We start from the raw sequence: 15,138 nt of genomic DNA, 5'->3' as shown, positions 1-15,138 counted from the left end.
CTAAGCACCCCAAATCACCTATAATAGAATATATATCTGAATTTGGCAGGATTTGTTAGTGGTTATTTCTCGGAAGGCCGTACTGAGCTTACTCATTTCCGTCGTTTTATTCGCCGGTTTTTCAGCCCTGACGTTTACGGGCTTATTTGAGCTGGTGGAAACCCGGTTCTATAACCCGGCCGTAACCAAGGCCGTAAGCCGGGAAATTGCCGAGGATACCGAAGTCATAGAGAAATTTCTAGAGGAATTGCAGATCCGCTTTGCCGCCACCCTGCAGGAAGATGCGGTACGGCGGAGCTTTCTTTCCAACCTGGAAGGGGAAGATATCGTCCGGCGGGCAAACATTTACGGAACCCTGCTGGAATCCTTGGGTGGGTTCCAGTCGGTGCGGTTCATCGATGCTGCGGGGAGTCGTATCCACTACTCCACCTGGCAGCCCGATATCCTGCGCCAGAATCAGACATCCATTGCGTACCGGAATTACAATGATACCCGCAGTGACAGCAGTTCCGGCTATATCCCCTATTGGCAGATAGAAGTTCCGGATCGGGGAGACCCAAGGCTGATTCTGGACGAGGCCGGGGAACGGATCCTCTTTTCCCATCCCTTCTACGATTCCTTTGAAGTATACCGGGGAACCGCTATTTTCTCCCTATCCGTAAGGGCCGTGATGGAACAGATGGTCACCGAGGGGCGGATAAAGGTTGGGGAGGATGTAACTATCATCTCCGAACCTCCGGGAATGGTTACGGGCCTTCCCTTTACGGGGAAAAGTACCCTGATTCCTCTCATCTCCCAGGTTTGGAGTGAAAATATCCTTTCCCTGGGTAGGCTCAAATCCGGTCTTACGGAAACGAACCTGGCCCTTATCTCCGAAAAAACTTCCCAGGGTATCTATATAGGACGTCTGGTAAACGAATCCATACTGAGTTTCCCCCTAGCCATGAGGATCATACTCCTCGCTTCGTTCCTCATCACCGTCTATCTCATCATTTTCCTGCTCCTCAACATCCGTCAGGACAATATGACGATTATCCAGAACAGGCTAAAACGGCTGCAGATCAATCTGATCGAAGAATATTATGAACACAAGGGCGATTTTGACCTGAACCACTGGCGAAAAGAGCTTGAGCAGCGTAAAGAGGACGTTCATTCCGAATTAAAACGGGGCATAAAAGCCGAGGACCCCACAGAAATTGATGTTTTTATTGATAAATCCTGGGAAGATCTCCTTGCGATCATCGGTGGCCGGGCAGAAAGAAGAACCGCCATCGACGAAGAAAAACTCAAGACCATCCTGAACCGGTTCCTCGCCACGGCCCCCGTAATATCCCCGCCATCCAAACCGGCGGAGGAAATGCCGGGAATACCTATCCAAACTCCACCCTCCACTCCTGACCTGGAAGAGCTGGAAGAAGCCGAAGCCATTGATGAAATAGGGGCGATGGAAGACATACAACATGAATCGGCCTCAACGGAAATGATCCTGGAAGAAGTTTCTCTGGAAACGCTGGAGGTACCGGAATACCTGGAAGAGTTGGAAGGAGAAGAACCGGTACAGACAGAAGAATTAGCGATCGAAGAGCCGGTGGTGGAGGTAGAGCCGGAGTTGGAAGAACTGGAAGAAATTGAGCCCCTGGAAGCGATACCGGAATTCGAGCAGATCGATGCTTCGGAATTAGGGGGCTCCGATGATACCTCCGATAAGGATATGAGCAGCCTGGCCAGCGAGATTGAATTCAGCCCTGTTCCGGAGGAAGTTGAAAAGGCAAAAGAAGAAGCCGCAGAATCCATGGTCGATGATTTTGAAATTCAATCTCCTTTTACCGCCATCTTTTCAGCTTTATCCGAAGTGGAATTTGAGCCCGAGCCTTCAGAAAACCTTGAATCCCTTGAAAAGGAAGGGCTGATAGAACCAGATGATTCCCTGGAAGCCGAAGCGGAACCACTGAATACCGATTTCGTAAAACCCCTGCTCTCCAAGCCTTTTTTTGCGGCGTCATACGAAGAAATTGAAATACTTGAGGCACAAGCCGAAGACGAAACGCCGGTGGTCGAAGATGCAGAAACGGCGTTGGAAGAAGAAAAAGAAATTATTGCCGAGCGTGATGGGATTAGTTATATAAACGAAAGCATCCTTAACCCGGATGAAGAAACCCTAAAAAGTCTGGACCGAAATTTTAAAAATCTTATCGATTCGGTACTTAACGATTAGGATTACTTAATCAATGCCCGAGGATTAACCGTAACACCGTTCTTGTAAACCGTAAAATGCAAATGGGGGCCCGTACTTAAACCGGTACTGCCAACGTCTCCTATAATATCCCCGGTACGGACATAGGCGCCGGTCTTTGTTCTGACAACGCTCATATGAGCGTAAAGGGTCCGGTATCCGGAATGATGGGTAATCACCACGTAATTACCGGAGGTGGCGTCATAACCGACGGAGGAAACTCTGCCCGCCATGCCCGCCCGTATAGGAGTCCCCTGGGGGGCGCCTATATCAAGACCGGTGTGGAACTGCCGCTCCCGGGTAAAGGGACTGGGCCGGTAGCCATAGGGAGAAGTAATATAACCCCGGATAGGCCAGAGGAAAAGGTCCCCGTTGATTTCCTGGAGATCCGTCGGAGAAAGCCGGGCGCCGGGGATAAACAGGCTGGTCTTGGGATTTATGTTTTCCGAGAAAAGCTCGTTTGCCGTTAAAATAGTTTCGGGGCTGGTCTCGTATTTTTCAGCAATCGCAGCGAGGGTATCCCCCGTTTTTACGGTATAAAGGATACCGTCCTGATTGGGGATTCTAAGTATCTGGTCTATCTGAAGCAGCCGGGAATTTTTAATACCGTTCAAGGATAACAGGGTATCCTGGTTAAGGCCGAAGGTTTCCGCAAGCACCCCGATAGTATCACCCTGCTGAACCTTATAGGAAAAACTGAGCAGCATCTGAGGTTTTGAATAGGCCTCCGGCTCCGGCATACCGGCTAGGGAAGCATCCGCATCAGAATTGAGGGATAAGCCCGCAGATTCCGGCAAGGTCAGTGCGGCATTTTCGATATAGGGCATACCCATACCGTTTTCGGCATCGAGAATCTTAGACTTTGGGGGTTTTTTAAAGGCAGCCTCCCTCATAATTCCGGGGGAATAACCAGGGAAGGGGGAAAAATAAACAAGAGAAAAAACCATGACCAGTCTGATTATTTTTTCCATCATTGTATTTTACACGGCTTTTCTATAATAGGCAATTACAATAATTAAAAAAGTGGGGTTACTTTTATTCATCCCGTATTTCCTTATCCAACAAGGCCAGAACATCCCGTATTTCCGCAGCCTTTTCGTATTCTTCAGCGGCTACTGCTCGATTCAATTCCAATTGGAGCGTCTCCCGCCGGGCAATAAAACCGAACAAATCCGGATCATGACCATTTAATTTCCTTATATCAGTATCGGCAGAAATCCCCGTATTATCACCAACTGCGTCAAGGAAAAACTCCACCGGCAACCCTGCCTGATCCACCACCTTTGGGGCAATAAAAACCGGGCATTTACAACGAACCGCCAAGGCAAGGGCATCGGAAGGGCGGGAATCCAGGATCAGTGGAGTTTTTTCGGAAAATTCCCTGCCCGTAAGGAGCAGCCGAGAATAGAAGATATTATCGCTTAAATCGTGAACCTCCGCCCGGTACAACGTAAGCCCTTCCTTTTTGATAAGTTCCAGAAGCAGATCATGGGTAAGGGGCCGGGAAACCGCAGACTTAAGATCTGCGGACTTTCGGTCTACAGACCTTCGGTCTGACACATCCCCCAACCCGAGGAGTATGGCCTGGGCTTCGCTTTCCCCGATAAAAATTGGGACCGCGACAGCGGAGCCTAATGGCCGCAGAAGCACCGCAGTTCCGTCATCCATCCGGGCAATGGTCCATATTTCAGCTTCCAGCATCCTCTTCATGCCTCCCCCCTAACTAATCGAATCGATCAACCCCGCAAGCAGCTCACCGCAGGACGCTTCGCTGGAAGTACCGAGAAAGGCCTCCCGGGCTTCGGCAATGAGGGAAAGTCCCCGAGCTTTAGCTTCCGCCAGCGCCCCAGAACGATCCAGCTCAACGATAAGCTCCTCCACCTCCGGCGCGCCTATCCCCGAAACCCTGGCTGCCTGAAAGCAGCGGCTTACCAATGCGGCGGCGTCCTTCTGCCCGTGGAGATAGAGCAGTACGGGAAGGCTCTTTTTTCCCTCCACAATATCGTCACCCCGTTTCTTGCCGGGGTTACCGGTGGTCAGATTCTTAACATCATCTAAAATCTGGAAACCCACCCCTAGTTTCTCCGCCGCATCCCCAAGTGTCCCGGCCCATTCGTCAACCTTCTCCACGGATATTCCACCGGAAGCAGCTGCCCCGTAAATACCGAGGATCGCCGCGAATCTGGCCAGACAACCGGTTTTAAGACGACACATCAGGTCGTATTCATTCAAACCTGGCAAAGAGGCATGGTCCCGGTGCCAGGCAATGTCCATGGCCTGCCCCAGGTGGAGCCGCCGCATATGCTCCCCCCAAAGACGGTACACGGCGTTTTTCAGTTCAAGCGGCGCATCCCAGGCCTCAACACAGGTGAGGGGAAGGAAATACAGAAAGCAGCCGGCATTGATCGCCGTATCGGTTCCGTAGAGTATGTGCGCCGCAGGCTTTCCCCGGCGCTCATCGGAACTATCCTCAATATCATCGTGGATGAGGCTGGCATTGTGGGGCAGTTCCACCAATGGAACCAGTGGCAACGCCCCATCGCCCCCGCCAAGGCTCTCGCAGATCAGGGTAGTCAGCAGGGGCCGCCACCGCTTGCCTCCCCGGGAGATAAGGTCCCAGCCCGGAAGGGTAAGAGACTTTACCAAGCTTGGGGAAACCGCGCCGGGTAGAGCGGGAAAATTACCGCCTACCCAGGGAAGATCCGGGGTTTCCGGTAATTGGGCGTTTAAAACAGCTTCTATTTTTGCTAAACGATGGGTATACTGTGGGTCCATGCCCCATTTTACACGGGGCAAATTGTATATTAAAGCCCCCAAGGGACAAGCATGGCAAACTACGAAAAACCGGACCACTGGTCTCTAAAGGCGCAGAAAGAGGGTTACCCCGCCCGTTCGGTATACAAGCTGAAGGAGATGGATGAAAAGTTCGGGCTGTTCCGTCCCCCCACCGGCTCGGCGGCGTTAAAGGTCCTGGACCTGGGGGCCGCCCCGGGAAGCTGGAGTCTCTATGCCCTGCGGTATTTCCAACAGAAACAGGACAAGCGCTGCCTGCTCACCGCCGTAGACCTTTCCCCCCTTTCCCGGCAGTACGACAAGGGTCTTTTTGATGGGGAGAACTTTTGTTTTATCCAGGGGGATATCACCGAGGCGGAAATCCGGGAGGCCATCCACGCCCGGGGCCCATTCAACCTGGTGATGAGCGATGCTGCCCCGGCCACTACGGGGAACCGTTCCGTGGACACCCTCCGTTCCCTGGCCCTGGCGGAGGCGGTCCTCTGCTATGCCGAAACCGCTCTGGTTGCCGGCGGCAGCCTCGCAGTAAAGGTGTTCCAAGGCGGAGACACCGCTTCGATACTCAAACGCATACGGGAACTTTTTAAAACCGGCAAAAGCTTCAAACCCGAAGCTTGCCGCAGCGAATCTTTTGAAACCTACTACCTGGGACTAGGGAAAAAATAATAGAGCTGGCCCTACTCTCGCCCTATATCTTTCCTATAAGCCATACCCGCAAAGCTGAGCGCCCCCAGGGCTTCGTAGGCCTTGGTCCAGGCCTGATCAGCATCGGCGCCCCAGGCGGAGGCTGCCAGGACCCGGCCGCCTGAGCTACGAAGAACCGGTACGGCCGCGCCTTCATCCAATAGGGCTCCGGCGATAAAGATACGGGCGCCGGTTTTGGCGAGGGCCGCTGCGTCCAGGGTGATAGGGTCCCCCTTGCGGTAAGCGCCGGGGTAGCCATCGGCCACCGCCACGGGAGCGCAGACCGCACCGGGCTTCCAGTTGAGGGGAAATGCGGCCAGGGTTCCATCCAGGATTGATGAACAGAGACCGGCAAAGTCAAAATCTGCCAGGGGAAGTACCGCCTGGGTTTCGGGGTCGCCAAGGCGTACATTGTACTCCAGCAGGGAACAACGGTCATCCTTTACCATGAGACCAAAGAAGATAAAGCCCCGGTAATCCATACCCTCGGCTTCCATGCCCCCGAGGGTGGGCTGGAGGATGGCGGTCTCGAAGTCCTTCTGTGCGGCGGGGGTAAAATCCGGTACTGGGGCGATGGAACCCATGCCGCCGGTATTGGGGCCCTGGCCGCCGTCAAAACGGCGCTTGTGATCCCGGGCGGAAACAAAGGGCCTTATCACCCCCTTGCCGCCGGGCTGTACGCTCACCGCTGCCAGAACCGAAACTTCCTTGCCCTCAAGAAATTCTTCCAGTACCACCGAGGAACCGGCGGCGCCTAAGGAACCATCCTTCATAAATGAGCCAAGGCAGCACTCCGCTTCGGCAAGGTCCGCAGCAATAACCACACCCTTTCCCGCGGCAAGTCCATCGGCCTTTATTACTAAGGGCGCTTGCTTCCCATCAAAATGCTTTTTCGCATAACTAAGGGCTTCTGCGAGGTTAGTAAAATTTTCGCTCCCGGCTGCGCGGACACCGTATTTACGCATAAATGATTTGGAGAAAACCTTACTCGCCTCAAGCCGGGCAGCCTCTTTGCAGGGACCCACTATGGCAAGCCCCTTGGCACGGAACCGGTCAACGATACCTTCAGCCAGAGGAAGCTCGGGACCAACCACGGTGAGGGCTATCCCCTCCCGCTGAACAAAGCCGATCAGGACATCCTGCCCCGATTCTGTTACGGCCAACACCGAAGGGTCGCCCAGACTTGCCGGAGTGTTTTTACACTTAACTTCCACTGCAGTACCGCCGTTTCCCGGAGCCACCCAGACTGTTTCCACATTTTTCGATTGGGCCAAGCTCCAGGCCATGGCGTGCTCCCGACCGCCGGAACCTATAACTAAAATCTTCATAAAATTATCTTACCATTTTGTCCCTGTCTGTGGAAGCAGGAATTTAGAATTCAACCACGGACCACACGGACTTAGTACATTATTGTCTTTGTCCGTGAGCTCCGTGGTTATTCCTAATTTTGAGCTTGGTATTCAAACCCTGCATCAATGATAATCTTAATGGTGTCGTCAATGCCCTGTCCTCCGGCGGTAAGGTAGCCTGAAGCGAATATCGAATCCACCGCTTTGAACATCTCCCGTTCCCGGCCCTTCAGATATACTTCTCTTCCGGCGGCACAGCGTATATCCGATTTTGGCATCATGAGCCGGGCAAGGCAGAGGATCTTCAGACAGTATTCAGGGGTGAGATGAGAGGTATCGCTTCCTTCCAAAGCCGTCCCCTTTAGGGGGAGGAGAAAATTGATGGGCACCGACTGGGGATTTACCGCCCGCAGCTCAAGGAGCATATCCGCCACATCGGTCTTGTTTTCCCCCAGGCCGACTATTCCTCCGCTGCAGATTTCAAAGCCCAAGCCCTGGAGCATCCTGATATTGGCCAGACGCTCATCATAACTGTGGGTGGTACATATTTGGGGATAGTAGTTCCGGCTGGTGTTGAGGTTATGGTTGATCCGGTTTACCCCGGCGTCTTTAAGTTTCGCCGCCTGGGCGGGGCTAAGAAAACCGATGGAACAGCATATATGTGTTCCCGCTTCTTTTTTCAGGTTCCGGACATGGGCGGCGAATTCATCTATTTCCGAATCGGAGAAACGGATACCGCTCAAGCCTATGCAGTGCCGGGCCAGCTTCTTTTCCTTAACCGCCTGTCCGTCCCGGGAGAGTTTTTCGTAGGGGACCAGGCGGTAGGTTTCGATATCCGACTTTGCTTCCCGGGACTGGGCACAGTAGGCGCAGTTCTGGGAGCAGTTCCCGCTCCGTCCGTTGGTGAGGAGCTGCACACCCACGATCTTACCCTTGTACTTCTTCCGCAGGGCATAGGCGGCGTCCAACAACTCTGTTAAATCCCCATCATTTAGATCAAGAATGTCCAGGGCTTCATCCTTTGACAGGGGACTGGTTTCAAAATCCTTTTTAAAATCCACGGGCATACCTTTTCTATTAGTGTTTGAAATGCCGGGTTCCGGTAAAGACCATGGCAAGCCCCAGCTTATCGCAGGCTTCGATAGAAAGATTGTCATTCTGGGAACCGCCCACCTGGATGATGGTTCGTATCCCCGCATCGGCTGCGGCTTCCGCCACGTCCGGGAAGGGGAAGAAGGCGTCCGAGGCAAGCACCCGGGCAGGGGCGCCGTCGGCCTTAATAGCGCCGGACGCGCCTTTTTCAACAGCCGCAGCAATGGTGCGGGCGCTCCGGTTCAGGGCAAGCTCCGCCGCCCAGATACGGTTGGTCTCACCGCCCCCTATGCCCACCGCCGCCGCATCCTTCACCACCACGATGGCGTTGGACTTTACATAGCTCACCGCCCGCATGCCAAAAAGCATATCAGGGATATCCGCACTTTCAGGGGCAGCCTTGGTAACCACATCCCATTTTTCCAGGAGCTTCCGGTTGGATTCCTGTACCAGAAGGCCGCCGTCCACGGAAACACATTCCTGATTTTCTCGGGGAGCCCGGCGAGCCCTCATGACCCGGAGGTTCTTTTTCTTTTTGAAAATTTCCAAGGCCCCGCTCTCAAAGTCCGGCGCCACCACTATTTCTAAGAAAAGTTCCCCCAGTTTTTCTGCGGTGGCGACATCCATGATCACATTGGAAGCTACGATACCCCCAAAAATGGAAACCGGATCGCAGGCAAAGGTTTTGGCATAGGCTTCCACCAGATTCCGTCCCAGGCTTATTCCGCAGGGAGTATTGTGCTTAACCGCCACGCAGCACACCGGAGATCCCAATGCCTTGAGGGTATATCCGGGTAAAAGCCGGGCCACATCATCCTCCCCCTGGGGCGGCGTGTTATCCGCAGAAAGGCCGAAGGCACAGACAGCCTTCCAGGCCAGATCCAGGTCCCGAATATTGTTGTAGCTCAACTCCTTACCCTGGAGCTGCTCCATGGAGCCCAAAGCGCCGGGACGATCCGTATTGATATAGAAGGCCGCAGACTGGTGGCTGTTCTCGCCGTAACGCAGGCCTTGAGATTTTTTCAGAGATTGGGGCCAATAGCTGGGATAGGCCTCCGCCGTATCCGCAGTTCCGGTTCCCAGGAGGTACCGGGAAATAGCGGCGTCATAGGCGGAGGTAAGGTTGAACACCTTCCCTGCCAGACGCATACGGAATTCCACAGGAACATGACCGGCCTTGAGGCCCCGAATGGTTTCAGCATAATCCGCAGGATCAGTAAGGACGATCACATCCCGATAGTTTTTCGACGCGGACCGAAGCATGGTGGGCCCGCCTATGTCGATAAACTCCACGGTCTCCTCCAGGGAAAGCCCGGCCTGGACCTTATCAAAAAACGGATAGAGGTTTACACAGACCAAGTCGATAGTGGAAAGGCCCTGATTTTCCAGGGTCTCCATATGGGAGGCCACATCCCGCCGGGCAAGAAGCCCTGCGTGGATCGCCGGGTGCAGGGTCTTTACTCTGCCGTCAAGGCATTCCGGAAAACCCGTAACCGCCGATACATCGGTAACAGGGATATTGTTTTCCTGGAGATGCTTTGAGGTTCCTCCGGTAGATAAAATCTCCCAACCCGCCCCGCTTAAATACGAGGCAAGCTCCAGGATCCCGTCCTTGTCAAAAACACTAATTAAGGCCCGCTTCTTCATCATCTCTCCTGTTATTTTTTAGGTAATTGCGCCTGGTGTACTTCATTTATAAGGGTCATCCAGTGGGGGATATCAATATGCTGGGGACATTTCTCGGCGCATTCGCCGCACTGCACACAGTGATTGGCCTGCTTCTCTTCCCCAAGTACCCGGTATTCCATCTCGAAACTAAAATTATAATTAGGCCGGTTCCTTGATTTGTTAAAAAGGTAGTTATTGTAAATTGCCAGGGCCTTGGGAATGTCGATGCCCTGGGGACAATCCATGCAGTACCGACAGCCGGTACAGGGAATAGACCCGGATGTCTTGTAGGCTATCAGGGCCTTATCGATCACCTGATACTCCTCTATGCTAAGGGGCTTAAAGTTTTCCATGGTACTGATATTGTCCTTCATCTGTTCCATGCTGGACATACCGCTCAAAACAACCTGAACTCCATCCAGGGAAGCTGCGTACCGTATGGCCCAAGAAGCGACACTGACATTAGGATTAGCGTTTTTGAAGATCAGCGTCGATTCATCGCAAAGGGCCGCCAGGGTTCCGCCCCGGACAGGCTCCATCACATTCACCGGAATATTATTTTTAGTGAGTATCTTGTACTGTTCTTTGGCGTTCTGCTGTTCCCAGTCAAGATAGTTAAGCTGTATTTGGGCAAAGTCCCAATCGTATTTCTGCGCCACCTGCCTTAACAGTTCCGGCTGATCGTGGAAAGAAAAACCCAGGCGGCGTATCAGCCCCTGCTTCTGCTTTTCTTTGAGTTTCTCATAGATCTTGAAGGTCTCGGCAACCTGAAGATGGTCCTTGTTGATATTGTGAAGCAGGTAATAATCAAAATATTCGGTACGGCATTTCTTGAGCTGTTCCTGAAAGATCCGTTCCACATCCGCTTCAACCTTTACAAACATCAAGGGCATCTTAGTGGCCAGATTAAAACTGCTCCGGTCATACCGCGACAGGGCTTCCCCGGCAAAGGATTCGGAGTTTCCATCGTGGTACATATAAGCGGTATCAAAGTAATTGATCCCCTTATCCCGGGCATAGTCTACCATGTCCAAGGCCTGGGCTTTGTCGATCTCCTGGGTACCGGCCTTTAAGGGCAGCCTCATTAAACCAAAACCCAAAAGGGAAAGCTCCTCGCCGCTCTTTTTAATAAAACGCTTTTCCATACAAACACCTCTCTATTTATTGCTTAACCGTTCAGCCATCAGGATCGCAGCCTCGACAATGGCGATATGCTCTTCCGTATGGATCCGCTCAGCCAGTGAATCCGCAGTATCCGTGGGCAGCACCGGAACTTTCCGCTGCAGCAGGATAGGCCCTGTGTCAGTACCGGCGTCTACCAAATGCACCGTGCAGCCCGACTCTTTTTCCCCAGCCTCCAGTACCGCCCGATGGACCCGCTCGCCGTACATCCCCGCCCCGCCGAATTTCGGCAGCAGGCTCGGATGAAGATTGACGATCCGTCCCTCATAGCCGTTGATAATTTCCCCTTCCAATATGGAAAGAAACCCCGCAAGAATGATAAGCCCCGCGTCCATTTTCCGAGCATCGTGAAGAAGCCGGTCCGAAAGTCCGCTGCCCGCTTTTTCGACTAAGATAGGTATCCCCGCGGCCTTGGCCCGTTCCAGGGCATACACCGACTGCTGGTCAGAAATAACTCCGGCGATCCTCCCCGGCCTAAGACGGCCCGCCTTCTCCGCATCGATCAACGCCTGAAGGTTGGTACCACCCCCGGAGACTAGCACTAAAATATTCACTATCATCGCCTCGAAAAAGCAAAATGTGCAAACAGGAACGCCGCTAAAACAAAAATTATTAAACCACCAAGGCGGACAAGGATCGTAAGAAGGGGCGATGGAGGCTTTTTCGCAGTATCCTTACTCAAAACGCACTACCCCATTCCCCGCTTCTACCCGGCCTATCTCCCAGGTGGGAAAGCCCTTGCCATCCAGGAATTCGATAGCTTTTCTGCTATCCTCAGGCGTCAGGGCCAGAACAAAGCCGATACCCATATTATAGGTATTGAACATCTGTTTCCGTAAAGCGGCGTCTGTTTCCAACAGCTTTACCCCTGCTTCCCGGGCAGCGAATCCTCTTTCTTCAAGACCCGCGGCGCCGGCTGTAATACGGGCAAAGATGGGCGGAATAGTCCAGGAACCGGTTGTTATCACCGCGTCAAGAACCGCAGGCGCGGCGAACATACGGGGGATATTTTCGTAGAAGCCCCCGCCGGTAATGTGGGCCATGCCCCGGATACCTATCTGTTCCAGAAGGGCAAGGATGGGCTTAACGTAGAGCCGGGTCGGTTCCAGGAGGGCATACCCCAGGGGCATACCATCAAAGTCTTCATTCAAGTCCGGCAGGGCCTTACGGATCAGACTGAAACCGTTGGAATGGGGACCCGATGAGGCTATGCCCACCAGGATATCCCCTTCCTTAATGTTCCTGCCGTCAATAATATTTTTCTTATCAACGATACCTACGGAAAATCCCGCAATATCGTACTTTCCCTCGTCGTAGAAGCCGGGCATCTCCGCAGTTTCCCCGCCCAAGAGGACGCTCCCGGTTTCCCGGCAGCCTACGGATACGCCCTTAACCAGATCCGCCGCCACATCGGCGTCCAGTTTACCGCAGGCCAGGTAATCCAGGAAAAAAAGGGGCCGAGCGCCATGACAGATTACATCGTTTACACACATGGCCACACAATCAATACCCACGGTGTCGTACTTTTTCAGCCGAAAGGCGATGTCCAGTTTGGTCCCAACCCCATCGGTCCCGGAGACCAGGACCGGTTCTTCCATGCCTTTTCCGGCGCGAACCAGATCCCCGATGGAGAGCATCCCCGCAAAACTGCCTATGCCGTTCAGCACCGATGCGTTGGCGGTGGAAGCCGCCAGGTCCCGGTATTTTCCTACCGCCCGATAACCTTCCTCGATGTCGACGCCCGCCTGCTTATAATCCATCAAATATCTCCGTTTCCGATTTCAACTAAACTTTTTTATTCCGTTTCTCCCGAAACCGGGATAGGATATTCCCCAATAAAGCAGCCCAGACAGTAGGATCGGTCCTCATCGGCATCCAAGGACTCCAAAAGCCCCTCCACGGAAATAAAAGCAAGACTATCCGCACCCAGGGACTTGCAAAGCTCAGTAACACTATTACCGTTGCTGATAAGATCCTTCCGGTGGGGCGTGTCGATACCGAAGTAACAGGGGAACCGTACCGGAGGTGAACAAATACGGATATGAACCTCCTTGGCGCCGGCATTCCGTAAAATAGAAACCAGGCGTCTGCTGGTGGTGCCCCGGACTATGGAGTCATCGATGATCACCACCCGTTTTCCCCGGACTTCCCGGTGGATCACGTTATGCTTTACCGAAACTGCCTTTTCCCGCGTCATCTGATCCGGCGCAATAAAGGTGCGCCCAACATATTTACTCTTTACTATACCCAACCCAAACAGCGTCCCGGTAGCCCTGCCATACCCTATAGCAGCGGGAACCCCCGAGTCGGGTACTCCGATAACCAGATCCGCGGAAACCGCCGATTCCCGGCCAAGAATTTCCCCCGCCCGTATCCGGGAACCGTAAACATCGATCTTGTCAATAATACTGTCAGGCCGGGCAAAGTAGACATACTCAAAGGAACAGACCGCCCGCCGGGTTTTCTCACTAAAGCTGAAGGAGAGGACATCCTCATTATTGATGATGATAAGTTCCCCGGGCTCTATGTCCCGGACAAATTCCCCGCCCACAGCGTCGATAGCGCAGGATTCGCTGGCTAATACCCAGCCTCCGTTGAGCTTCCCCAGGCACAGCGGCCTGATCCCGTTGGGGTCACGGGCGCCCACCAGAGCGTCGTCGGTAAGAACCACCAGGGCGTAGGAACCTTTGATGAATTTGATCGTATCGGTCAGGGCCTTTTCCAGCCCCTTCTTGTAGTTTTTGGCGATCAGGTTGACGATAACCTCGCTGTCGCTGGAGGATGTAAACCCAATGCCCGCGTCCTCCAGAAGTTCCCGGACCACATCAGCGTTAGTAAGGGTACCGTTATGGGCCACCGCGATGGACCCCAGCTTAAAGCGGCTTACAAAGGGCTGGGCGTTTTCGATGAGGGATCCGCCGGCGGTGGAATAACGCACATGGCCCACTGCGGCGGAACCCTTGAGCTGGGCAATGGTGTCGGAGTTAAAGACATCCCCCACCAGGCCCATCCCCTTCCGGCAGTCTATCAGTTTCTCGTGAACAGCGGCGATACCGGCGCTTTCCTGCCCCCGGTGCTGCAGGGACAACAGCCCGTAGTAGGCCAGGGAAGATGCATCCCGTGCCGGATCATTGAGAAAAACCCCAAAAACCCCGCACTCTTCATGGAGTTTGTCTTCATCCGAAAGACAAACTCCATGTTGAAGTTTGTCTTCATCCAATTCTATTGAGGATTTCAATATACGCTTCCTTCACGTTTCCCAGGTCACGGCGGAACCTATCCTTGTCGAGCTTTTCGTTGGTCTTGGCGTCCCAGAAACGACAGGTGTCCGGGGAAATCTCATCCGCCAGAACCAGCTCTCCCGTATTGGTTTTCCCAAACTCAAGTTTGAAGTCAATAAGCTTGATCCCCTTCTTTAGAAAAAATGCGGACAGCACATCGTTGATCTTAAAGGTAAGGGCCTTAATTTTTTCGATTTCCTCAAAGGTTGAGGCGCCGATGGCCACCGCGTGGTAGTCGTTGATCAGAGGGTCTCCCAGGGCATCGTCCTTATAGGAAAGCTCAAACACCGTAGTTTTAAGCTCCGCCCCTTCGGTAAGGCCCAGGCGTTTTGCCATGGAACCGGCGGCCACATTCCGGACTATCACCTCCAGAGGAACGATGGTAACCTTTTTGCAGAGCATATCCCGCTCGTTAAGGCGGGAGATAAAATGGGTGGGAAGGCCGGATTTTTCCAGCAGCTCAAAAAGACCGGAGGCAATCTTATTGTTCATCACCCCCTTATCCTCGATCTGGCCCTTCTTTTCCCCGTTAAAGGCGGTAGCATCGTCCTTATAATGGATGATAACCTGATCCTGGCTGTCTGTTGCGTAAACCTTCTTCGCCTTGCCCTCGTACAGCTGGGCTCCCTGCTTGATCTCACTCATAGATCCACTCCTCCGTTAGCTGATAACGAATTGTCCCTGGCAAATTCGGCTTTCATTTTGATCCTGAAGGCCGCCAACTTCTCTTTCAAGTCCGTATATTTAATAGAAAGAAGTTCACAGGCAAAATATGCGGCGTTGGCAGCGTTGTCTACCCCAACGGAAGCCACCGGGATGGGCTTGGGCATCTGAACTATGGAAAACAGGGCGTCCA

General features: G+C 53.2%; 14 protein-coding genes. 2 read left to right on the top strand and 12 right to left on the bottom strand.

Annotated elements, in window-relative coordinates; all coding sequences use genetic code 11:
• Positions 1-58 precede the first annotated feature (58 nt).
• A complete protein-coding gene (locus TPRIMZ1_RS0107530; protein WP_010257243.1) occupies positions 59-2,215 on the top strand; it encodes a hypothetical protein in 2,157 nt (718 codons plus the stop codon).
• Between the two features lie 2 nt (positions 2,216-2,217).
• Here TPRIMZ1_RS0107530 and TPRIMZ1_RS0107525 read toward each other — a convergent pair whose 3' ends face one another.
• The 3 genes from TPRIMZ1_RS0107525 to TPRIMZ1_RS18630 all read right to left on the bottom strand — a co-directional run bounded on the left by TPRIMZ1_RS0107525 (position 2,218) and on the right by TPRIMZ1_RS18630 (position 5,029).
• Positions 2,218-3,207, bottom strand: a complete 990-nt coding sequence (locus TPRIMZ1_RS0107525; protein ID WP_010257240.1) for a peptidoglycan DD-metalloendopeptidase family protein — start codon at positions 3,205-3,207, stop codon at positions 2,218-2,220.
• A 61-nt stretch (positions 3,208-3,268) separates the two neighbouring features.
• Positions 3,269-3,943 (bottom strand): bifunctional nuclease family protein, encoded by a 675-nt coding sequence (locus TPRIMZ1_RS0107520; RefSeq protein WP_010257239.1) that lies wholly within the window; start codon positions 3,941-3,943, stop codon positions 3,269-3,271.
• 9 nt (positions 3,944-3,952) lie between these two features.
• A complete protein-coding gene (locus tag TPRIMZ1_RS18630) occupies positions 3,953-5,029 on the bottom strand; it encodes a polyprenyl synthetase family protein (protein WP_010257236.1) in 1,077 nt (358 codons plus the stop codon).
• A gap of 30 nt (positions 5,030-5,059) precedes the next feature.
• Between TPRIMZ1_RS18630 and TPRIMZ1_RS0107510 the strand changes: the two genes are divergently transcribed.
• Positions 5,060-5,692 (top strand): SAM-dependent methyltransferase, encoded by a 633-nt coding sequence (locus TPRIMZ1_RS0107510; RefSeq protein WP_010257231.1) that lies wholly within the window; start codon positions 5,060-5,062, stop codon positions 5,690-5,692.
• 11 nt (positions 5,693-5,703) lie between these two features.
• On the opposite strand, the gene purD is transcribed toward TPRIMZ1_RS0107510, so the two are convergent.
• The 9 genes from purD to TPRIMZ1_RS0107465 all read right to left on the bottom strand — a co-directional run.
• Complete coding sequence (gene purD / locus TPRIMZ1_RS0107505) at positions 5,704-7,038, bottom strand: phosphoribosylamine--glycine ligase (protein ID WP_010257225.1); 1,335 nt, start codon at positions 7,036-7,038, stop codon at positions 5,704-5,706.
• Between the two features lie 113 nt (positions 7,039-7,151).
• A complete protein-coding gene (bioB, locus tag TPRIMZ1_RS0107500) occupies positions 7,152-8,126 on the bottom strand; it encodes a biotin synthase BioB (protein ID WP_010257223.1) in 975 nt (324 codons plus the stop codon).
• Between the two features lie 10 nt (positions 8,127-8,136).
• Positions 8,137-9,798 carry a bifunctional phosphoribosylaminoimidazolecarboxamide formyltransferase/IMP cyclohydrolase gene (gene purH / locus TPRIMZ1_RS0107495; protein WP_026043594.1) on the bottom strand — a complete coding sequence of 554 codons (1,662 nt, stop codon included), beginning with the start codon at positions 9,796-9,798 and terminating at the stop codon, positions 8,137-8,139.
• Positions 9,799-9,809: 11 nt separating this feature from the next.
• Positions 9,810-10,964, bottom strand: a complete 1,155-nt coding sequence (locus tag TPRIMZ1_RS0107490; RefSeq protein ID WP_010257218.1) for an aldo/keto reductase — start codon at positions 10,962-10,964, stop codon at positions 9,810-9,812.
• A 12-nt stretch (positions 10,965-10,976) separates the two neighbouring features.
• The gene (gene purN / locus TPRIMZ1_RS0107485; protein WP_010257215.1) at positions 10,977-11,555 is read right to left on the bottom strand and encodes a phosphoribosylglycinamide formyltransferase; all 579 of its coding nucleotides are present in this window, start codon (positions 11,553-11,555) and stop codon (positions 10,977-10,979) included.
• Between the two features lie 120 nt (positions 11,556-11,675).
• Complete coding sequence (purM, locus tag TPRIMZ1_RS0107480; protein WP_010257211.1) at positions 11,676-12,761, bottom strand: phosphoribosylformylglycinamidine cyclo-ligase; 1,086 nt, start codon at positions 12,759-12,761, stop codon at positions 11,676-11,678.
• Between the two features lie 35 nt (positions 12,762-12,796).
• Positions 12,797-14,239: an amidophosphoribosyltransferase gene (purF, locus tag TPRIMZ1_RS0107475; RefSeq protein WP_010257208.1), complete on the bottom strand. Its 1,443-nt coding sequence runs from the start codon at positions 14,237-14,239 to the stop codon at positions 12,797-12,799.
• A complete protein-coding gene (gene purC / locus TPRIMZ1_RS0107470) occupies positions 14,214-14,927 on the bottom strand; it encodes a phosphoribosylaminoimidazolesuccinocarboxamide synthase (protein WP_010257204.1) in 714 nt (237 codons plus the stop codon). The genes purF and purC overlap by 26 nt, the downstream gene beginning before the upstream one ends.
• The coding region (locus tag TPRIMZ1_RS0107465) for an AIR carboxylase family protein (RefSeq protein WP_010257201.1) at positions 14,924-15,138 on the bottom strand (215 nt) is incomplete at its 5' end. The genes purC and TPRIMZ1_RS0107465, both read right to left, overlap by 4 nt.

It is taken from the genome of Treponema primitia ZAS-1 (assembly GCF_000297095.1).
Classification (GTDB): domain Bacteria; phylum Spirochaetota; class Spirochaetia; order Treponematales; family Breznakiellaceae; genus Termitinema; species Termitinema primitia_A.
Note: the sequence above shows the minus strand (reverse complement) of the source record. Positions and strands in the feature narration are given on the sequence as shown.